Raw genomic sequence first — 22,308 nt, 5'->3', positions numbered from 1 at the left:
GCCGAAATGTAAAGCTAAACCTGTTCCTCTTATGTTAAAATAAGCTCGATTCGCATAAAACGACGGAACGGACGGGATTATCCAAATGAAACTGGAGCGACTAATCTCCATCATCTATAAGCTGCTTAATCACGATGTGATATCGGCTGCCGCGCTTGCGGATGAGTTCGGGGTGTCCCAGCGCACGATCTATCGGGATATCGACGCCATTTGCGCAGCCGGCTTTCCTGTCGTATCGTATCAAGGCCAAAACGGCGGGTACGGGATCATGGACGGTTATAAAATGGACAGGAGCCTGCTAGGCTCGTACGATGTTTCTTCCTTGATTACGGTGTTGGCAAGCCTCTCCTCCGTATTTGAAGATGAGCGAGCGCAAGGGACGATCGAGCGGCTGAAAACCATCGACAGGGGCCGCGAGACGGTCAGTCTTGAGGTGGATCTGGAGACGAATCGCACGGAGCCCGAGCTGCTCCCCCTGCTTCGCAAGGCCATCTCCGAACGCAAGGTCGTCGCTTTTGACTACATTAATTGGAATAACGAGCGGACGAACCGAGAGTTGGAGCCGCTTAGTCTCCATTTCAAATACGGCAATTGGTATATTCAGGGGTATTGCCGAAGCAGACAGGGGGAGCGGGAGTTTCGTTTATCCCGCATGTTGAATCCGGTCGTCACGGAGACTGTCTATACGTTGCGTGACGCATTGCGGAAGGAAGAATCGGCGACGCAACGTCCGCTCAAGGATGGGGTGGCTGATGTCGTCCTGAAAGTCGGCCCCGAAACTTTGGCGGAAGCCATGGATCACTTTAACTTTGCCGACAGGGAATTTCTCGATGACGGAAGCATGATGTTGAGAATTCCCGTTTATCGCCCTTTGGAAGCGCGATGGCTGTGGTCGATTCTGCTTGGCTTCGGCGGCGGAGCCGAAGTGCTGGAGCCGCGCGAGCTTCGAGCCATCCTGAAGGACCAGCTTCGCAAGGCCATAAAACTTTATGAAGAAGTATGACAGACTGCTGTCATACTTCTTTTTTTATAATGACGACAGGAACACCGGCAAAGCCAACACAAAAACAAGGGAGACTTAAAAAATGAGCAATCATCCAATCGACATGTTCAACTACCACACATGGGCGACCGCAACGATCCTGGGACGGCTAAAGGAGCTTCCGTCCTCCGTGCTGCATCAGGAAGTAAACAGTTCTTTTCCTACGATAGCCCACGCTCTCAGCCATATGTATGCGATAGATGCCGTTTGGTACAAAGTGTTAACGGGAACAAATATGAGGGAGGCCATGGGCTCTTATGCCGCACTGAATGATGAATTGCTGGATTCCGCTGAAGCGTATATGGACAAATTCGCTAATTTGGGCGATCATTTTAAGGCATGGATGCAAAGCCAGTCCGACTTGGAGCAGTCGATTATGCTGGATAACCCGTTTGCGACGGTCCGAGAGACAAAACTGTCGGAAATTTTGCTGCAAGCCGCCAACCATGGCACCTACCACAGAGGCAATATTACCACGATGATCCGGCAGTTGGGATTTGCTTCGACGATGAATGATTATTCTTTATACTGGTACTTGAAGGAGTCGTCAAAGTAAATATGGATATTGAAAATCTGCTCGAAGCGACAACCAGGGAAGAGCTGAGGAGCTGGCTTCAACAAAATAGCAAGCTTCAGAAGTGCTGCTGGGTCGTCGTCGCCATGAAGCAGGAGCCTGGCAAGCTGTTCTACCTGGACGCGGTCGAAGAAGCGTTGTGCTTCGGATGGATTGACGGCACCAAGAAAAAAATATCCGATACTCAGACGGCTCAAAGACTTTCCCCCCGAAGCAAAAAAAGCTCATGGACCGAATTGAACAAAGAACGTGTCCGCCGACTCGAAAGATTGGGGCTCATGACGGAAGAAGGACGAAAGGCGCTTCCCGCCATGAACCTCGAATCGTTCCGGATCGATGACGACATCGTGCAAAAGCTGAAAGAAGATTCGCAAACGTACGAGCATTTCCTCGCTTTCCCTGCGCTTTACCGAAGGGTGAGGATCGATACGATCCAAAGCACGCGAAGCCAACCGGAGGTGTACGAGAGCCGCTTGTCGAAGTTTCTGGACAACACGAAACTTAATAAAATGTATGGCTTATGGCACGATAATGGCCGACTGTTGGAGAAATAGACGAGACTACAAACGTGAATAGAAGACGGCATCTCAAAGGTGCTATCTTTTTTTGTTTAAACCCAAACCTCGAATAAGTGTCACACATCCACGATTTCTATCAATTTTCCATTTAAAGTCCACGCTGAAGTATAACATTTCGTGAACCCGTTATATCGTTGCAAACAGCCGATCCGTCTACAATTAGATCAAACGACAACAACGGGAGGATGAGCATGCCGCAAGCAGCAACCGAACAGCCCTACAACAGGCCGGATCGGCGTCACGACCGCAAACCCTTTCTGTCCAGGCTGATGAAACAGCTGGATGTGCAACTGATGGTGTGGCCGTCGATCATTATTATTTTCGTCTTTGCCTACATCCCCATGTACGGAGTTCTTACCGCGTTTATGGACTACAACTTGTTTACGGGAGCCCGGATTTTCGATAATCCGTGGGTAGGGTTTAAACATTTTGCGGCGTTCTTCGACGCGCCCGACTTTGGTACGATTTTGCGAAATACGATCGTGATCAGCTTGCTGAAATTCGTGATCGGATTCCCTGCGCCGATCCTTCTCGCGCTAATGTTGAACGAAGTGAGACATATGTTGTTCAAACGTTTCGTGCAAACGATTACGTACTTGCCGCATTTCATGTCCTGGGTCATTGTCGGGGGCGTTGTCATGTCGCTGCTGTCGACCGAAAACGGCAGTATCAATATTTTGCTGCAGAAGACAGGAGCCATCGACGAGTCGATCAACTTTTTATCCATCCAGGATTACTTCTGGACGATTCTCGTTTCGACCAACGTGTGGAAGGAAATCGGATTCAGTTCGATCGTTTACCTGGCAGCCATCGCCGGTGTCGATCAACATATGTACGAAGCGGCCGATATCGACGGGGCCAGCAAGTTCAAACAAATTTACCTGATCACCGTGCCAAGCATTATGCCGGTCATTATCATCTTCATGATTCTGGCGGCTGGCAATCTGCTCAACGCGGGTTTCGAAGACATCCTCATTTTGGCTCAAAATCCGCTGCTCAGGCCGGTGTCGGATGTCATTGACACTTACGTGTACAGGGTCGGCTTGCAAAATCAAAAATACTCTTACGCAGTTGCGGTTGGCTTATTTAAAGCCGTCATCAGTATCGGGCTGCTTACGCTCGCCAATTATTTGGCAAGACGGTCCGGCAATAGCTTGTGGTAGAAAGCGACTGAATTATCATGAGCGCCTTCCTAGCCGAAGGTTTCTCAATATCTTGCAAGCTGGAGGTCGTTAACATTGCGTTTGAAACGATTGGGAGCCGCTGACCGGGCCATGGTCATCTGCATATATGTCTTCTTGGTTCTGTTGTCCTTCTCCGCGCTATATCCGTTCTGGAACACGCTTGTGGTTTCGTTAAACGAAGGGATGGACACGGCGAAGGGGGGAGTGACGTTTTGGCCGCGCGTCTTAACCTGGACGAACTACGATATCGTGTTCGGCGACAAAAACTTGCTTAACGCCTTCTGGATCTCCATCAGCCGAACCGTCGTCGGTACGGTAAGCGCGACGCTGGTAACGGCTCTGCTCGCTTACGGGATGACCAAGTCTTACCTGATGGGCCGCAAGTTTTATACTTTTTTCTTTGTGTTTACCATGTATTTCGGCGGCGGTCTAATACCGACGTTCTTGCTGATCAAATCGCTAGGGCTGATGAACAACTTCCTTGTCTTTATTATTCCTGCGCTGGTCAGCGTATGGAACATGATCGTGTTCCGAACGTTCTTTAAAGGTTTGCCGGCGGGGCTTGAGGAATCCGCGCAGATCGACGGCTGCAGCAATTGGGGCATCTTTGCCAAAATTATTTTGCCTCTCTCCGGTCCGGTCATTGCTACGCTTGGATTATTTACGGCGGTAGCCCATTGGAACGACTGGTTCCTGCCGACGATCTATATCTTCGATCAACAGCTGATGCCGGTGCAATCGCTGCTGCGCCGTTTGCTGAACGCGAATCTGATTTCGGAGCAGATGGGGATCGATTCCAATACGGTCGAGCGAATGTCGAAGAAAAGCATTACTTCGAAGTCGCTCGTCAGCGCGACGATCATGGTCGTGACGCTGCCGATCATCGCGGTGTATCCGTTTGTGCAGAAGTATTTCGTCAAAGGCGTTATGGTCGGTTCCATGAAGGAATAGCAAGTTGGCTTCGGTTTAAGGCGGTTAACGCTTTGGACATATAAATTTCGGGATGAGAGGGGCATAAATACCGCATGAAAAAGTTGAACAAGCCGAAAGTATGGATTCTTGCGACGGTTGTTGCATTGACGGCGGCGCTTGCAGGCTGTTCCGGCAACAGCAACGGGGAGGGCGGCAGCACCAAGCCGGCGCCGACGAACACGGCGAAAGCCGGGGAGAAAGACAACGCCGGCGAAAGCGAGGACGCGCCTTGGGTATTCGGCTCCGAGCCGCTGGAGTTCACTGCCTACACGCATTACGGCTGGCAGGATTTCCCCGAGAAGATGGAAGATGTGCCGCTCTGGAAGTATTTGAAGGAGAACAAGCAGGTTAACATCAAGTCGATTCAAGCAAAAGGCAATCACGCGCAGCTCATGAGCACGATGATGGCTAGCGGCGATCTGCCGGAGCTTATCTACGGCGACCGTTACAATCCGGATATCGAAAGGTTGATCGACAACGGCAAAATCGTGGCGATTGACCCGTATCTCGACAAATATCCGAATCTCAAGAAGTGGCTTGATCCGCAATTGATGGAGCTGCTCCGGTCCAAGGACGGCAAGCTGTATAAGTTCCCGAACTGGTATACGAACAAATCGACGAACACGGCGGGGTATGTCGTGAACAAAAAAATCTATAACGAGCTAGACCAGCCGCCGCTGCAAACGATGGACGATCTGTACGCCTACCTCGGCAAAGTTAAGGAAAAGTATGGCGACGAAGTGGTGCCGTTCGAGCCCGACCGCACGGTCGACGGCCAAGGCATCGGCGTTCTGTACACCGGTTTTGCCGAAGGCAACAACTACAAGTCGCTCAGTAGCGACGTGCAAGGCGTCATCAAGGACAACAAGCTGACATCGCTGTTTATGGATCCGTCGTTCCGCGAGTCGCAGAAGTTCGTCTCCAAGCTTTATCGCGAGAAACTGATCTCGCAGGACATGTTCACGCAAGACCGCGGCAAGGTGTTGGAGAAGCTGATGACGGGGCGCGTGGCTGTTTATGCGGGTTCGGGTCCGACGACTTATGCATCGCAAGCGCATAACGAGTTAATCAAGACCGATCCGGAAGCGGGTTACTTTATGATCAAGCCGATTCATAAGGTTGGTCTGGACCAATCGAACATTTATCCGGGCGGCTACGACCGTCTCGGCTGGAACATAACGACGATTACAACGGAGGCCAAGGATCCCGAAAAAATCTTTGCTTTCCTCGATTGGCTGACGGGTCCGGAAGGCATGACGATCCAATTCTTCGGGCCGGAGGGCGGCAACTGGAAAGGTTTCGACGAGAACGAACAGCCGATCTTTACGGATCAGTACGACCCTGCCCAAGTGACGGAAATCCAAGCGCTTAACGACCGCGTTATGATCGTTGGCAACACGTCTTATATCGATCCGGCAAAAATGAAGTACGAAAACGCCAAGCCGCCGGAAGAGCAGAACTGGTCGGCTCGTTACCAAAGCACCATTACGTGGCCGTCCGCTAACGATATTACGGCGCTCAACAACAAGCTGAATCCGGAGCCGGATTCCGAGCTCGGCGACATCAGGCAAAAGATACTCGATCTCATTACCCAAGTGCTTGCGGAATCCGCTACGGCAAGCAGCGACGAGAAGGTCGATCAAATTCTCGACAAAGCCCAAGCGGACGCGGAGTCGTACGGATACAACAAGCTGCTGGAGTGGCGCACGGAGCAATGGCTTGCGAACAAGAAAACGCTAGGCATGGAATAAGGATTCGTCTATAGCAAGACGAGAGCGTCCCAAAGGAGCAGGAAGAATCCTTTGGGATAACTCCCGTTTTTTGTGTTTAAGAGGTTGTTTAAAAAGTCCGCTTTTGATCACGAAGTAAACCATGAAGTACTTGCAATAAAATCTATTTTGTTTTAGATATTTTTGGTATTATTATGGCATTCTTCGAAGACGTGTTCATATGTGAATGAATTGGAAGGACGGGGGTGCCCTGCATTGAAAGGGATGGGAAGAGCGGTCTGGAAACCGCTGAGTATTGGACTACTGCTGATCTCGTTAATCGCATGCAGCGAGGCGGAGAGGGGGCAGCCCGAGCCGTCGGATGAGGCGCCCGAAGCTGCTGCAACCGAAACTCCGCGAACGGAAGACGGTCTTTACGACCTAGGGAGGGAGCCGCTCTACATGACCTTTTACGCACATTATGGCTATTATACGATGCCCAAGTGGGGGGCCGATCCTTCTTCGGCCTGGATTCGCGACAAGTTGAACGTCCATGTGAAGGGGGTCAGCGCGGAAGGCGACGGCAAGCTGATGCTGCAGAAGATGGTCGCCGGGCAGCAATTGCCGGATGTGGTATGGGGGGAGAGGGACGCCGATCTGGAGAGATTGCGGGAAGCGGGGCTGCTCGTGCCGCTGGACGAGTATATTGCCGAATACCCCAACTTAAGGCAATGGGCGGGAGAGAAGATCATCAATTTGCTTCGATCGCCGGATGGCCATATCTATTATTTCCCAAACTATTATTCCAATAAGCCGTACGGCAATGCCGGTTTTGTCGTCAATAAACGAATGTATCGAGAGCTTGGTTCTCCCAAACTTGAAACAACCGACGACTTGTACCGGTACCTGCTCCGGGTTAAAACGATGTTTCCGGATGCGGTGCCGTTCGAGACGGGGCTTGCGAAGGAAGGGCAAGGCATCGACCAGTTGTTCTCCTCGTTCAAGGAGGACAACTTCAGCTTTACTCGCTACTTCGCGGTGGCAAACGGCGAACGGATGACATCGATCTACGAGGATGCCGGCTTCCGCGAATCGGCATTGTTCGTCGCCAAGCTGATGAGGGAAGGCCTGATGACGCAGGATGCGCTGGTGCAGACGGAATATCAGGTGAGCGAGAAGCTGATGGCGGGGAAGGCGGCCGTGTACGCCAGCGCCGATCCGATGCGTATGATAATGACCGCGGACGCGGAACTGTCGAAGGCCGATCCCCAGGACGGATATTTTTTTATCGAGCCGATCTATAAGGAAGGTCTTGATCCTGCCCGAATCTATCCAGGCACCTATAATGTGCTCGGGTGGAACGCGGCGGCGATCACGACGAGCGCGAACAATCCGGAGGCGATCTTCGCGCTGCTCGACTGGATGACGGGCCCGGAAGGCTCGGCCGTGCAGATGTGGGGGCCGCCAGGCGAGGACGGCTATTGGAACGGCTTCAAGGAGGATGGAATAACGCCTGCTTTCACGAGCAAGTACAGCTCCGATCCCCAGGGACTCGCGGAAATACAGGCATTGTCGGGCGATATGATCTGGGTCGGCAATACGGGTTATCTCGACAAGACGAAAAGCGAATACGAAGCTACGCTTCCGGAAGAAGATCAGAATTGGGCTACGTACTGGCAGCAGAACATTACCTGGCGCTCGCAGGGAGACGCAACGCCGTTTATCAAGCTGATTCCGCCTTCCTCTATCGAAGAGGGGCGAATTTATCTCAAGCTCAAGGAAATTTGGCTTGCCGCCCGCGCGGCCGCCATGTTCGGCCGTACTGACGAAGAAGTGCTGGAGGTGCTCGACGATGCGCACGCGGCTTCCGTGGAAGCGGGTTTCGACTTGTATCTGGATTATATTACGAAGCGTTGGCAGGACAACTTGCGCGTATTAAATAACGACTGACGATCTGCGCGCGTGAGCGAACAACCTCTATACATTTGTTCCGGAACGGGAGGGACTGGCATGTACAACGTTTTGCTGGTAGACGATGAAGAGCTGGATCTGGAAGGCATGAGGCGGTTTATTCCATGGCCGGAGCTGGGCATGGAGGTGAAAGGCAGCGTCAACAACGCCCTGTCGGCTTGCGAGCTGCTGGAGAAGCAGCATATCGACATCCTTGTAAGCGATGTCAATATGCCTTATATGTCGGGGCTCGAGCTGGCCAAAATCGCGATTGAGCGCAAGCCGAACATTCGCATCATCTTTGTCAGCGGTTACCAGGAGTTCAGCTATGTGCAGCAGGCGCTGTCGCTGAAAGCGTACAGCTACGTGCTCAAGCCGATGGAAGACAGCGAGCTCGTCGCATCGCTCATGAAGGTGAAGCGGGATCTCGACGAAGAGAATAAACATCGGGAAGTAGAAGAAGCGTACAAGCAATTGATTCCTATCGCCCGAAACGATCTGTTGCTCAGGCTGTTCGAAGGCGAAGCGGCCAACTTGGCGGAATTCGGAGACAAGCTGCAGGTGTCTCGGGACATGGAGCAGCTAAAGTGGCCGGTCCGAGTGGCGGTTATTGAGCTTGAAAATAGAAGCTCGTCCAATTCCGGGGCCGACTTGCTGGAGACTTCCCGCCTCTTTATTCGCCAACTGCATGACTCGATCGGGATGAGAGGCTGGCGGATACCTTATTGCAGGCTCAATGCCAAGCGGATAGCGCTGCTGCTGGAAGAGGAGCGGTTAGAGGAGACGTTGGAAGGGTTGCTTCAAGAAGCGAAAATCAGATTGGACGTTACGGTGACGACGGGGGTAGGTTCGCCCGCAAGCCGGCTGGAGAGACTGTCTAACTCGTACAAGCAAGCGATTGAAGCGGTAGAAGGCAAAATGTTTTTTGGAAAGGGCATTACGATCAAGTTCGAAGAAGTGCAGGCGAAGCCGGAGATGTTCGACGCCAGGGAGCTCGATGCCCGAATGGCCGCTTTGCTTCAAGCGATGAAGGATTACAACCTGGTGCTGCTTCACGACGAGTTGGAAAATTTGTTTAAATCGATAACCGGCTTTCGTTCCAAGTTCACCGTACATAATCTGAGCAGCTATATCATATGGAAGCTGGATCACTATTTGACCGCCAACCAGGAGGATCTGTTCGAGCTGCTTGGCATCGAAATTAGGAATTTGGACATTCTGATGCAATTCGATACGATCGGGGACATTCGTTCCTGGCTCATTCATCGCTTGTACGAAATTTCGGAGCGGCTGAACGAGAAAGCAAACACGAAGGAAAGCAAATTCATTCGCAGCGTGCTGCATACGATGAGGGAGAGGATGGGCGAAAACATCACGCTTAAGGATATCGCCCAGCAGTTCTCGTTTTCGCCGAGCTACCTCGGATTCCTGATCAAGGAGAAGTCGGGCCAGTCGTTTAACGAGCTGCTCGTCCAGATGAGGATGGAGCGGGCCGTCGAACTGCTCAAGCAGCCGGGGATAAAAATTTATGAAGTATCGGACAGGGTAGGCTACAGATACTTGCCTTACTTCAGCAGGCAGTTCAAGGAAAAATTCGGCATGACGCCGATGGAGTACAGGAAGAGCATCCAGTGAAGACGAATCGCGAGCGCGGACGCCGCTATCTCCCAATCGGTTACAAGCTGATGTTGTCTTATCTGGTTTTTATTATCATTCTCGTATCTCTTAACGGCTACGTCTCGCAATCCATGTACGAGAAGTCGATGAGGAAGCAGACGAGGTCGAACATTCAGGCAACGCTGATCCAGATTCGGGACAACGTGGCGTACAAGACAAGCGATATGATTCGAATATCGGGCACGCTGTACGACGATTATACGTTTGTTCAGCATCTAAAGACCGACGCGACGGGCGCTGAGAACCATTACCGGATGGAGCAGATTATTTTGCCCAAGCTGGACATCGCGACGAAGTCGATCGGCCTCCATTTGCGTCTGTCCGTCTACTTGCGCAACGAAAGCATCAACGAACGTTACGAGAAACGGGACGCGCTTGAGGACTTTAACACGCAGACGTTCGATCTGTACCATTTGCGCCGAATCGAAAACAAATCTTGGTATAAGGACATTCCGCCCGAACAATACGGGCAGACAATTCAGTGGAAGCAGATCGAGGAAGACGAGCACGACGGAAGGATCTCGATGATACGCCGCATCGTCGATATGAGCGATCTGCTGCAAATGAGAGAAGTCGGCGTTATGCGCTTTAGCGTTCGGAAGACGGAGCTGTTCGAAAGCGTCGTCGACTCGAAGCTGGGTCCGGGAAGCGAGATTACGGTCAAGGATGAGCAGGGCCGTCTGATCTACGCTTCCGCGGGCAGTCCGAGCGCTTACGGCGCCGCGGCGCCTTCCGGTCCGAGCAAATACGCGGTGACGAATCCCGGACGGAGCCAGCCGTATTTGACGATTGCCGAGGAGATGCCGAAGCAGCGCTGGACGATCGAAGCCCATGTGCCGCTAACGGTCATCGAGCAGGAGGCGGTCCGGGTTCGCGCTTTTATTTTCGCCGTGTGCGTCGTCTGTTTCGTGTTGTTCACTTTTGCGGGCGTGTTTATATCCCGTTACTTTTCCAAACGAATCATGAAATTTGTTTCGGTGTTAAACGCGTTTCGGGAAGGGGATCTCCACAAGCGGATCGCTTACAGGGGACGCGACGAATTTTCGCAGATCGCGACGGCGCTTAACGGGATGGGCGAAGATGTGGAGGCGCTGATCAACAAGGTGTACCTGACGCAGCTTCAGAAGAAGGAAGCCGAGCTCGAGATGCTTCAGACGCAGATCAATCCGCATTTTCTGTATAATACGTTATCCTCCATTAATCGGCTGGCCAAATTCGGGGAGAACGAGAAGCTGGAGAAGATGGTCGTGCAGCTTGCGAAGTTTTACCGGCTTACGCTTAATTCCGGCAAGTCGTTAATACGCGTCTCGTCTGAGATCGAACAGACAGAAGCCTATCTGGATATCCAGAAGGTAAAATACGGCAGCCGTCTCGAAGTTGCATTCGACGTGGATGTCCGCATATGGCCATACGAGACGATCAAGCTCGTGTTGCAGCCTTTCGTCGAAAATGCGCTCAAACACGCGTGGAGCGGCGACCGCATTTACATCCGAATCTCCGTCGCCCTCGAGCAAAACGATCTTGTATACCGGATCATCGACGACGGAATGGGCGTAAGGGCCGATCGGCTTGCCGTCATCGCCTCGATGGAAGCCGAAGGAGAGACGGGCATCGGCATCCGGAACATCCATCAGCGCGTGCAGCTTCAATACGGAGAGCGTTACGGCGTAACTTTTTATAGCCGGCTTGGCATCGGGACGACGGTGTTGATCCGAATTCCGGCGAGGAGGCCGGGGCGATCCCCAAGCGAAGAAGAGCCGACCGGCTGAAGCTCGAACCGGGCGGCTCTTCTTGCTTATTGCTCGTCGGAATCAATAGCCGTCGGTCGAATGGCCGAGCTCGGCCGCCATTTCCATGCCATCGTTCGCGGCTTTCGTGCCGACATGTCCGTTGCCCGCGCTTCCGGCCGCCGCCAGACCTTCCGCCACGCGCCGTCCGTAGTCGGCGTCCGCAGCCGTAAAGTGGCTGATCATCGTCTCGCGGATGTGATCGGCGCACGTGCCGAGCGCGTCGACGAGATTCGTAATGAGATCGTCGCGCTCCCACTGCTCGAGCTTGCGGTAGGTGTCGCCCGCCTGCGCGAAGTTGTTCTCCCGGTCGATCTTCCGCCGCGTCAGCTTGGCATTGTACAACGGCTCGTGCGGTTCCCCCGGCCGATCGGCCTCGGACAGTCCGCCTAGCGAAGACGGCTCGTAGTTAATATGCGGGTTCTGTCCGGGCGCTACGTCGACGTAAAACGCCATCTGCCCGTCGCGCTGATTGGTCGTCACGCGTTTTTTCGGCGCATTGATAGGGAGCTGCAAATAGTTGCTTCCTACCCGGTAGCGCTGCGTATCGGAATACGAGAAGGTACGGCCCTGCAGCATTTTGTCGTCTGAGAAGTCGAGCCCGTCTACGAGCACGCCCGTGCCGAACGCCGCTTGCTCCACCTCGGCGAAATAGTTGGCCGGATTGCGGTTAAGCACCATCTTGCCGACGGGGAGCATAGGGAATTGCTCCGGCGGCCACAGCTTTGTATCGTCAAGCGGGTCGAAATCAAGCTCGGGATGTTCGTCGTCGCTCATCCATTGCACTTGCAGCTCCCACTCCGGGTAATCGCCTTTTTCGATCGCCTCGTACAGATCCTGCGTGGCATGATTGAAGTTCTTCGCTTGAATCTTCTCCGCTTCATCCTGGGTCAGGTTGCGAATGCCCTGCTTCAGCGGCTCCCAATGATATTTGACAAGCACGCCCTTGCCTTCGGCATTGACCCATTTGTACGTGTTGACGCCGGAGCCCTGCATCTGCCGGTAATTGGCCGGAACCCCCCAAGGCGAGAACAGGAACGTGATCATATGCGTCGCTTCCGGCGACTGGGAGACGAAGTCGAAGAACCGCTCCATGCTTTGCACGTTCGTGACGGGATCGGGTTTAAACGCGTGAACCATATCCGGGAACTTCATGGCGTCTCTGATAAAGAAGATCTTTAGATTGTTGCCGACGAGATCCCAATTGCCGTCCTCCGTATAAAATTTGACCGCGAAGCCGCGCGGATCCCGAAGCGTCTCGGGAGAGTGCCCGCCGTGAATGACGGAAGAGAAGCGGACGAAGACAGGCGTCTGCTTGCCGGCTTCTTGGAACAGCTTGGCCCTCGTATATTTCGAGACGGGCTCATCGCCAAGCTTTCCGTACGCTTCGAAGTAGCCGTGAGCGCCGGCGCCTCTGCCATGAACGACCCGTTCCGGCACGCGCTCTCGGTCGAAATGCGATATTTTTTCGATAAAATGATAGTTCTCCAGCGTTGAAGGTCCTCTGTTGCCGATCGTGCGAATATTCTGGTTGTCTGTAATGGGATGCCCTTGGCGATCCGTCAGCGACTGCTCTGTCTCTCCCGGTGCCAGACCGCGGCTTCGCTCGTCCTCGACGCCTCTTTTGTTGTCCATGAGATTGTCTGCCTCCTTGGGCTGATGTGGTAATGTTTCCCGTGTAGTATGTTGCGGCGGTGGAATGAATATGCGAAAAGCATGTATGAAATACGATGCCAACCCGTTACAAAATCCCTGATTGTGGTATGATGGAACGAGATTATTTGTCATTGATATCGATCGTTATGGGGGAACGAATTCATGTTCAAGCTGACCTTTTTATTCCTGTGGTTGTCCTGGCTGCTTGGCAACCCGTTTTTTGCCATCATTCTGTTGCTGTTTATTTTGTATGTCATAGACCGCAGATTCGTAGGTTTGTCTCCCAGTCTGCTGGCGCCGCTTAAGCGCAACTCGCGAATCCGCAAGTTAAGGAACATAATGACGGCTTCTCCAAATGACGTGTCCGCGAAGCAAGAGCTTGCCCGGCTGCTCATCGACAAAAAGAAATACGGAGAAGCGATTCGTTTGCTGGAGCCGCTCAAAAGAGTTCTGGAGGATTCGGCGGAATATTGGGCCGATCTGGGGCTGGCGCTGGCGGCCGAAGACAATAAGGCGGAGGGAGAAGCTGCCCTGTTGCGCGCGCTCGAGATTAATTCGAGGGTCAAATACGGCACGCCCTATTTGAGGCTTGCGGCGATGAGCGCGGACGGCGGCGATCAAGAGAAGGCTCTTCGCTATTTGCGCGCGTTCCAGGACATCCATTCTTCCTCGTGCGAATCCTACTACCGGCTTGCCGAGGTCTACAAACGGATGGGGAAAGAAGCGGAGGCAAAGAGCTCGGCGGAGGAAGGGCTGCGCGTCTATCGTTCCTTGCCTAAGTACAGGAAACGCGCGGAGCGCGGCTGGGCACTGCGGCTGCTGCTCAAAAAATAAGGTAAAGGGGCAAGATGCAACACATGCAACGCAATCTATGGCTGATCGCAATCGGCGTCATCGTTACGCTCATATTAGTTAATAACACGGTCTACTACTTCTTGACCAAATCAACTTTGGAAGAAAGTCATAGGGAAGAGCTGCTGACGCTTGCGAGTCAGATCGAAATCGCCGTCGAGCAGTCTCGCATGGGCGCCGAGCATTATGAGGATCAGATCGGCCGGGAGCTTCGCGCGGCGTCCATTGCCGCCCAGTACGCCCTTGATCCCGACGTGGAGAAAGTGACTTCGGAGCAGCTTCAGGAGCTGAGCAGGAAGCTGGACATCGCCCATATTACGCTGCTGAAGCAAACAGGCAATGATATTGTGCTGCATCGCTCATCCGATGGTTCGCAGATTGGTAAGAGCACGAAGAGCTGGGATCCCTGGCATCAGGTATTCAAGCAGTTGTTCGCGAAGGAAGTCGTTAAGGAAGAGTGGCTCGGGCAGTCCATGGAGAACTTCTGGAGCGGTCCGTTCGAGGTATCCTCCACGGAGCTGGACAAAGTTTACAAGTGGGGCTACTATTACGACGGAACAACAAATTATATTACCGATCCCTACGTCAGCTTTGCGAGGCTTGACGAGTACAACCGGATTACGGGGGCAGAACGTCTGATCTCCGAGCTGGAGAACAGAAGCGACTCCATTATGGAGATTGCTGCCATCAATCCGGCAACCTTTCCGGACGGGATCTGGACGCCTACGGAGAACGGCGAGGAGCAGGAGCATCATGTGCAGCGTCCCGTCATCTATGGCGATTATACGATTAAGCTGGATCGCGACGTCGAATACGTACGCCGTGCTTACCAGGAGCACGAAGTGCTCACGCTGGAGGAAAAGGCGGGGGGCAAGTCGGTCTATAAGCTGTTTATCCCCGTATTCGTAAAAGACAAAGGGATCAGCATTACGGACGAATACGGCAAGCAGTTGGACAGCTACGTGCTGACGATCGCTTCGGATTACGAGGTTATTAAAAGCAAACTGGACAACCAATTTCTAAATCTGGGTCTTATCATTGTTTTATTGTCGATCGTTAGCCTGGCGATTGCCTACACCGCTCTCCGCTATTACAAATATACCCGCGAAAAAGCGGTACAAGTCGCCCAGGAGACGTACGTGGAAGAGATCAACAGCTTGTTCCACTCCGTCAAAGCCCAGCGGCACGATTTCCTGAACCATGTCCAGACGATCAGGGCGCTTGCGGAGCTTAACAAACATCAGGAACTAGTTGCCTACACCAAAGAATTGACCAGCGATATCCGATCGGTCAACGATTATATCAATATCGGCAATCCGGCGATCGCCGCGCTTATCCGTTCCAAAATCTCGCAGGCGGAGAGCTACCGGATCACATTGGAATGCAGCGTAAGCGGTCTTGATCTGCAGGACATGGGGGCCAAGACGCTGGATATGAATCGGGTGCTGGGCAATCTTATCGACAATGCCTTTGACGAAGTACTGAAATACGACGAAAGCATCCGAGAGGTAGAGCTTGCCGTCGCGCAAAGGGGGCACGCGCTGGAGATCATTATTACCAATACCTGTCTTAATGCCGAGGAGCTCGTTCAGAAGCCGCTGTTTAAAGCAGGCTTCTCCACGAAACAGGATGATCATCAAGGACTCGGTTTGTCGATCGTCAAATCGATTGCGGAACGATACAAGGGCAAAGTCACCGTATTTGCGACAAGCCCGGATAAGCTGACTTTATCCGTGTATATTCCGCTCTCATAGTTAAATGCAAAAGAATGGAGATAAAGAATCATGAGTTTGTTGACGGTTGAGCAATTATCGCATACGTTTGGCGATCGGGTATTGTTTAGAAACGTTTCCTTCCGTTTGTTGGAGGGGGAGCATGTCGGGCTGGTAGGCGCAAACGGCACAGGGAAGTCTACCCTTATGAATATTTTGACGGGGAAGCTGCTCAAGGACGAAGGCAAGGTCGAATGGACGCCACGCGTTCAATACGGATATTTGGACCAACATACGAAGCTCGAAGCGGGCAAGACCATCCGTGACGTGTTGAAGGACGCCTTTGCTCCTTTGCTCGTGCTGGAAAACGAGCTGAATGAAATTACGTTGCAGATGGGCGACGCGGACCCGGATACGCTGGAGCAGCTATTGATTCGGATGGGAGAGATTCAAGAGGAGCTTGAAATCGGCGATTTCTATCTCATTGACGTTAAGGTCGACGAGATGGCCAACGGTTTAGGCCTTACCGCGATCGGACTCGATCGCGATGTGACGGCGTTAAGCGGCGGACAACGGACGAAGGTGCTGCTCGCCAAGCTTTTGCTGGAGAAGCCCGGCGTGTTATTGCTGGACGAGCCTACAAACTATTTGGATGACGAGCATATTAACTGGCTTACGAATTATTTAAGAAATTATCCGCACGCGTTTATTCTGATTTCCCATGAGACGTCCTTCATGAATCAGGTCGTGGGCGTGATCTATCATCTCGAATTCACGAAATTGACGCGTTACTCGGCCAATTACGATAAGTTCCTGGAGATGGCCGAACTGAACAAATCGCAGCATATCGACGCCTACGAGAAACAACAGGAATATATTAAGAAGCAAGAAGAGTTTATTCAGAAAAACAAAGCGCGCGCTTCGACCTCGGGGCGGGCAAAAAGCCGGGAAAAGCAGCTTGACCGAATAGACCGGATCGACAAGCCGGAGGAAGCGGCAAGACCGACTTTTAACTTCAAAGAATCCAGAACGAGCGGCAAAACCGTATTCGAAGCGGAGGGAATGGTCATCGGCTACAATAAGCCGCTGCTTCCCAAAATGGATATGGTCATCGAGCGTGGCGATAAGATCGCAATCGTAGGTTGCAACGGTGTTGGTAAGTCTACGCTCCTTAAAACGATTCTGGGAGTCGTTGCTCCTCTTGCTGGCAAAACGTATTTGGGCGATTATTTATCCCCCGCTTACTTCGAACAGGAAGCCAAGGCTCCCACGATGACTCCGCTGGAAGACGTATGGGACGAGTTCTCTTCGATGAGCCAGCATGAGGTTCGGGCCGCATTAGCTCGTTGCGGTTTAAAAAATGAACATATTACGCGGGCCCTTAATCAGCTTAGCGGCGGCGAACAAGCCAAGGTTCGTCTTTGCAAGCTGATGATGCGGGAAAGCAATTGGATCCTGTTCGACGAGCCGACCAACCACTTGGACGTATATGCCAAAGCCGAATTGAAACGGGCTTTGCAAGCTTACAAGGGTTCGGTCGTTCTTGTGTCCCACGAACCCGAATTCTACGAGGACTGGGTAACCAAGATTTGGGATGTGGAAGCATGGGCGATGCAAAGCGTGGGGGGATAGAGAGAAGCTTTTAAGCGAAATCGATGATTTAACAGGAACGCCATCCTGCGGCTCGCGTCGCCGGGATGGCGTTTTTTTGTGTTATAATGGAAAGAATGCAAAGAACGGATGAGAGGCGGGTGGAAGACTGCAATGCGTGTATTCGACGACAGAATGTTAACGGCGCTCGAAGGACAAATGGGCGAAAACATAGAAGGCATCATGATCAAGCGCGGCTGGCAGTACTTCAAAAACGGCTACGTTCAAAGCGCGAAGGAAACGACGAGCGACATTTTGACGGGCATCGTCCAAGGGACCGAGCTGTATGCGGTCGTCATCGACGCCGAACAGTTCCGCTACAGCAAGTGCACCTGTCCGTACGGCGATTATTGCAAGCACATGGTTGCCGTCTACTTCTATTATGTGGCGTTTCGGGAAGGAGAAGAAGCCGCGGAGGCTTCGTACTTCAGACTGCTCGGATTGGCTCCCGCGAGCAAGCTCGTGAAGCCGGAGAAGAAGGAGGAATCCGGTCAATTGGCCTTGTTCGAAGTCGGCGTCGGCAATCCGGGTCCTTCCGGTTCGCCAGAGGAGTGGTTCTCCTGGATGGAGGCCGAGTACGGCGAATCGTTCAGGAAATGCCGGCATTCGCTTCATGCCCTGCAGCCCGTCTTGTCGGCGCTCAAGGGGACGTCGCGGGAATGGGAAAAGCCTATGCAGCGATTGCACTGGCTGGCGTCCATTGCCTTTACGCTGGAGCAGGCTGAGCGGGCCATCCTGACCGTGGACAGCTTTAGCCGCTATTATCACGAGATGTCGTTCTTGCGTATGGCAGAGCCTTGGCTGGAGCATGGTTTCTCCTTGTTGTCGGAGCTTGAACCCCTTGAGATGGGCGAGGCGGAGCTGCATTGGGCCGAGGCGCTTACGGAACGGGCGAAGCATAGGGCGATGATTGCCGAGCGCCAGCTATTCGATTGGCCGATGTTGTATCTGGCCTATTGCGAAGTGTTGTCGCGGCGCAGGGACTGGTTCGATCGGGAGTTGGCGGCGCTGCTTGCGGCAGCGGAGCGCAAGGAACCCCAGAACGACGATTCGTTTCTGCATGCGGCGGCGGGCATGTTCTACTTTCTGGACGGGGATGACGATGCGGCCATCGCGCAATTTTCGCAAAGCGCCTTCGAACGGACGCAAAAGCTTATCTATCCCTCCGTGGCTCAGCGGATGGAAGCCGGCAAGTGGGAAGCCGCGAAGCAATGGATGGCGTATTTGTTCGAGCGCGTGCATGCCGCCAGAAATGCTCGCAATATCGGCCCATTTATGACTCTGTGCCGCCGCGCGGACGAGGATCGGCCGCAGGAGGAAATCTGGGCGTCTTATATGATCGGGCTGTTGCCATACTCCTTCGGGGATCTCTCCGAGCATTGGCTTAACGTCAAGCGTTATGAGGATTGGGCCGATCTCCAGATGCTCGTCGGAGCAAAGATGGAGGAGCTGGATGCGGCGGCGCTGCGCGAGGTTGCCAAGCAATCGCCGGAATCGCTGCTGCCGATCTATCATCAATCCATCGAAGCGAATATCGCCACGAGAAATCGGCAGGGCTACCGGATAGCCGTCAAGCAGCTTAAAAAGCTGGAGAAGTTGTACAAGGGACTGAAGGATGCAGAGCGTTGGGATTTGTACGTGGCAAGCATTATGGGGAAATACCAACGGCTCAGGGCGCTGCAGGAAGAGCTGTGGAAAGGGAAAATCGGCGTATGAGAACATCATTGAACTTTCGGAGCCTGACGGTGGACGGCAAATGGAGCATGGAAGAAGGAAACCCGGCGCTGCTGCTTGGCGCGGTCGAGCGCAAGGACTTGACGGAAGGACGTCTGCGCTCGTTGTTGTTCGCATGGCATAAGGCTTCTTGGTACGGAGCGGACGTAGAAGAGGAACGAATCGGCGGACAGAGCCTGCTCAAGCTGAGCCCGCTCGCCGCCGTCGATTATTTGTCGCAGCCCCGTCATGTCCGTTTGCTTGACGTGAAGTGGAGCGATCGGCTCAGCGTCCTTATCCGAATCGCCGGCATGATCCGGACGATGCTGCTGCGAGGCTGGTATATGCCGGACTGGCAGCACTGGAGCGAGGAACGGAGGAGCTGGAGGGCCGACTTGCCGGAGGACGCCGCCGAGTTCGCGAACGATTGGGAGCAGGCTCTTCGCGATGCGGCCGAACATGGCGATGCCCGGGCGGAGGCGTGGCTGGGCGCGGCGATCGAAGAACTGCTGGTCAGCGACAACGATGCGGCGGCCGCTTGGGCGGAGATTGGCAACAAGATGGGCGAAGGCGTGCTCAGGCAAAAGGGGAGCGACGAAGACGAATGGCTGATCGCCATTGGTTTCCGCCGGGATATGCTGCCGTTCCGCGTGGCGCTTCAATTGCTGGAGCCCGGCGAAGGATTGGGCTGGAGATTGCGCCCCGCGCTGCAGGATCAGTCGGGCGGAGAGTGGCGGACGATTGCCAAGAATCCCGCCGGAGATTGGCAGGCTGAGCGGAAGGACGAGGCCGGTCCAGAATATGGCGATTATGACGCCAATGGAGTCGTCGATCTTGACGCTGGCAACGGATTGCCTGCCGATTGGCAGGAGCCGCTCGTCGGCAAGATGAACAAGGAAGAGTCCAAGTGGGCGCAGGTATTGCCTCATCTTGCCGAGGCGGGAGAATCGGAAGATGAAGCAGGAGATAGAACGATAAAGGATTCGGCATCGCTTCGCTGGTCCTTGACGGAGCAGGAAGCATGGAGTTTCCTGGAGCACGACAGTCTTCGGCTGCTGGAGGCGGGTACGCCAGTCCTCCTTCCTGCATGGTGGGAGGCGGTTCGCAGCCGAAAGCTGAGAGTGCGGGCAAAGCTCAAGTCGTCGGTCGGTTCCGCTGCGCAGCCGATGTTCGGTCTCGACCAGATCGTCCAGTTCGACTGGAAGCTGGCTCTGGGCAATATCGATCTCTCCGAAGCCGAATTTATGCAAATGGCGGAGGAGAACAGAAGGCTGGTGCAAGTGGGCGATCAGTGGGTCCATCTTGATCCGCAGGACGTCGCGGAAATCCGCGCCTGGATGAAGCGGGTAGGCAAGCGCAAGGGACTCTCCTTCCGCGACGTGCTGGAGATGCATCTGCGGGGCGGCTCGGAGATGGAGCTGGACAGCGAAAGCGAGGATGGTTTGCGGGCCGAGGTCGAGTTGAACGAACATCTCGGCGCCTGGCTGGCGCAGTTGCAGCAAGTGTCCCGCATTCCGGAGGCCGAGCTGCCGTCGTCGTTTTTGGGCGAATTGCGTCCATATCAGCTGCAGGGCGTATCCTGGCTGTTGTTCCTGCGCCAGTTCGGACTGGGCGGCGTGTTGGCTGACGACATGGGTCTCGGCAAAACGATTCAGTTCATCGCGTATTTGTGCTGCGTACAGGCGTCGGGTGATCCTGCCGCAGGTGCGTCGCTGCTGGTCTGTCCGACATCCGTTATCGGGAACTGGGAGAAGGAGCTTCGGCGATTCGCGCCGTCGCTCAGGGTTCATATCCATTACGGCGGCAAACGGTTGAAAGGCGAGGAGCTGAAGGAGCTCGCGGGAGAATACGATCTGGTCATCACCTCGTATTCGCTCGCGCAGCTGGATGAAGAGGATATCGGAGCTGTGGAATGGAACGCGCTTTGTCTCGATGAGGCCCAAAATATTAAAAATGTGTACACAAAGCAATCCAGCGCGATCAGGAGCTTCGGCGCCCGCCACAGGATCGCGTTAACCGGCACGCCGATGGAAAATCGGCTGACGGAGCTATGGTCGATCTACGACTTTATCAATCCGGGTTATCTCGGCAGCATGGCCGATTTCCGCAGAGTGGTCGTCGCGCCGATCGAGAGGACGAGGGACGAAACGATGATACAAGGGCTGCAGCGCTGGGTAAGGCCGTTTATGCTGCGTCGCGTAAAGAAGGACCCTGCCATCCAGCTGTCGCTGCCGGACAAGATCGAGTCCAAAAGTTTTATGACCTTGACCGCCGAGCAGGGAACGTTGTACGAGAACATCGTATCCGAGCTGATGGAGAAGCTGGATACGCTGGATGCCATGCAGCGGCGCGGGCTTATTTTGGCGACGCTCACGAAGCTTAAGCAGCTATGCGACCATCCCGCGCTTTTGCTGCACGAGACGGAGACAGAGAAGTGGGATGCCGAACGATCGGGCAAGATGGCGAGGCTGCTGGAGATGTGCGAGGAGATCGCGGCAGAAGGCGAACGTTGTCTCATCTTCACCCAATTCGTAGAGATGGGAGCACGGATCAAGGAAACGCTCGAGGCGTCGCTTGGCATCAAGGTTCCATACTTGCATGGCGGCGTGCCGAAGGCGAAACGCGACGAAATGATTACGGCATTTCAAGAGGATGAGAAGGGCGGCGCGTTCGTCCTGTCTCTCAAGGCAGGCGGAACGGGGTTGAATCTGACGGCCGCGAATCATGTGTTCCACTTCGACCGCTGGTGGAATCCGGCCGTCGAGAACCAGGCAACGGACCGGGCTTTCCGGATCGGGCAGACGCGCCAGGTGCAGGTGCACAAGTTCATTACGCTCGGCACGCTGGAAGAGAAGATCGACGAGATGATCGAGAGCAAGCAATCGCTGAACGACCAGGTTGTCGGCGTGTCGGAGCAGTGGATCACGGAGATGAGCACGGATGAATTAAAGGATCTGTTCGCGCTCCGGGACGATTGGCTGAAAGGGTGATGACGTTTGGAGAAGGAACAATCGCGGAATCGGCTTGATCGATTGAAGCAACCTGGGTCGCTTCGGTCAATTAACGGCAAGAGCAACGGCTCCGAAGAGCAAGAAGCCGGAGAGCCGGCAGGTCCGCCGCAAGGCAATGAAGAATGGCGAGCCCTGTACGAACGAATCAGGGGAGCAACCGAAAAGCTGCGAGATTAAGGTTGCCGCTGCGGCAAAAATAATAGAAATGTATCCCCTCGTTATCGTTTTTTGGACCTCCTTG

Annotated in this window: 16 protein-coding genes; 15 read left to right on the top strand and 1 reads right to left on the bottom strand. The window is 53.8% G+C overall.

From position 1 onward, the window contains the following. Positions 1–85: 85 nt before the first annotated feature. The 9 genes from KJW29_RS15225 (at position 86) to KJW29_RS15185 (ending at position 11,455) form a co-directional block, all read left to right on the top strand. Complete coding sequence (locus tag KJW29_RS15225) at positions 86–1,003, top strand: helix-turn-helix transcriptional regulator (RefSeq protein ID WP_214630424.1); 918 nt, start codon at positions 86–88, stop codon at positions 1,001–1,003. An 82-nt stretch (positions 1,004–1,085) separates the two neighbouring features. Further along, complete coding sequence (locus tag KJW29_RS15220) at positions 1,086–1,598, top strand: DinB family protein (RefSeq protein ID WP_214630423.1); 513 nt, start codon at positions 1,086–1,088, stop codon at positions 1,596–1,598. A gap of 2 nt (positions 1,599–1,600) precedes the next feature. Continuing rightward, a complete protein-coding gene (locus tag KJW29_RS15215) occupies positions 1,601–2,170 on the top strand; it encodes a YdeI/OmpD-associated family protein (RefSeq protein WP_214630422.1) in 570 nt (189 codons plus the stop codon). Between the two features lie 215 nt (positions 2,171–2,385). After that, positions 2,386–3,357, top strand: coding sequence for an ABC transporter permease (locus KJW29_RS15210; RefSeq protein ID WP_087571552.1), 972 nt, complete (start codon positions 2,386–2,388; stop codon positions 3,355–3,357). Between the two features lie 81 nt (positions 3,358–3,438). After that, positions 3,439–4,329 carry a carbohydrate ABC transporter permease gene (locus KJW29_RS15205; RefSeq protein WP_087571573.1) on the top strand — a complete coding sequence of 297 codons (891 nt, stop codon included), beginning with the start codon at positions 3,439–3,441 and terminating at the stop codon, positions 4,327–4,329. Positions 4,330–4,403: 74 nt separating this feature from the next. After that, positions 4,404–6,101, top strand: coding sequence for an extracellular solute-binding protein (locus KJW29_RS15200; protein ID WP_214630421.1), 1,698 nt, complete (start codon positions 4,404–4,406; stop codon positions 6,099–6,101). 243 nt (positions 6,102–6,344) lie between these two features. After that, positions 6,345–8,009 (top strand): extracellular solute-binding protein, encoded by a 1,665-nt coding sequence (locus KJW29_RS15195; protein ID WP_214631152.1) that lies wholly within the window; start codon positions 6,345–6,347, stop codon positions 8,007–8,009. 60 nt (positions 8,010–8,069) lie between these two features. Beyond that, the gene (locus KJW29_RS15190; protein ID WP_214630420.1) at positions 8,070–9,644 is read left to right on the top strand and encodes a response regulator; all 1,575 of its coding nucleotides are present in this window, start codon (positions 8,070–8,072) and stop codon (positions 9,642–9,644) included. Next, positions 9,641–11,455, top strand: coding sequence for a cache domain-containing sensor histidine kinase (locus KJW29_RS15185; RefSeq protein ID WP_343222811.1), 1,815 nt, complete (start codon positions 9,641–9,643; stop codon positions 11,453–11,455). The genes KJW29_RS15190 and KJW29_RS15185 overlap by 4 nt, the downstream gene beginning before the upstream one ends. Before the next feature lie 42 nt (positions 11,456–11,497). Here the strand turns inward: KJW29_RS15185 and KJW29_RS15180 are convergent, their stop codons facing one another. Next, the gene (locus KJW29_RS15180; RefSeq protein ID WP_214630419.1) at positions 11,498–13,108 is read right to left on the bottom strand and encodes a catalase; all 1,611 of its coding nucleotides are present in this window, start codon (positions 13,106–13,108) and stop codon (positions 11,498–11,500) included. A gap of 183 nt (positions 13,109–13,291) precedes the next feature. Here KJW29_RS15180 and KJW29_RS15175 point away from each other — a divergent pair, with 183 nt between their 5' ends. From KJW29_RS15175 to KJW29_RS15150, 6 genes are all read left to right on the top strand, one after another. Then, a complete protein-coding gene (locus KJW29_RS15175; RefSeq protein WP_214630418.1) occupies positions 13,292–13,963 on the top strand; it encodes a tetratricopeptide repeat protein in 672 nt (223 codons plus the stop codon). A 23-nt stretch (positions 13,964–13,986) separates the two neighbouring features. Then, complete coding sequence (locus KJW29_RS15170; protein WP_087571557.1) at positions 13,987–15,735, top strand: sensor histidine kinase; 1,749 nt, start codon at positions 13,987–13,989, stop codon at positions 15,733–15,735. Positions 15,736–15,765: 30 nt separating this feature from the next. Beyond that, entirely contained in the window at positions 15,766–17,325 is a 1,560-nt protein-coding gene (locus KJW29_RS15165; protein WP_214630417.1) for an ABC-F family ATP-binding cassette domain-containing protein, read from the top strand. A 132-nt stretch (positions 17,326–17,457) separates the two neighbouring features. Next, on the top strand, positions 17,458–19,059 hold the full coding sequence (locus KJW29_RS15160; protein WP_214630416.1) for an SWIM zinc finger family protein: 1,602 nt from the start codon (positions 17,458–17,460) through the stop codon (positions 19,057–19,059). Continuing rightward, on the top strand, positions 19,056–22,046 hold the full coding sequence (locus KJW29_RS15155; RefSeq protein ID WP_214630415.1) for a DEAD/DEAH box helicase: 2,991 nt from the start codon (positions 19,056–19,058) through the stop codon (positions 22,044–22,046). Before KJW29_RS15160 ends, KJW29_RS15155 begins: the two co-directional genes overlap by 4 nt. Before the next feature lie 6 nt (positions 22,047–22,052). Next, entirely contained in the window at positions 22,053–22,244 is a 192-nt protein-coding gene (locus KJW29_RS15150) for a hypothetical protein (protein ID WP_087571561.1), read from the top strand. Positions 22,245–22,308 lie beyond the last annotated feature (64 nt).

It is taken from the genome of Paenibacillus agaridevorans (assembly GCF_018604145.1).
Lineage (GTDB): Bacteria > Bacillota > Bacilli > Paenibacillales > Paenibacillaceae > Pristimantibacillus > Pristimantibacillus agaridevorans.
Note: the sequence above shows the minus strand (reverse complement) of the source record. Positions and strands in the feature narration are given on the sequence as shown.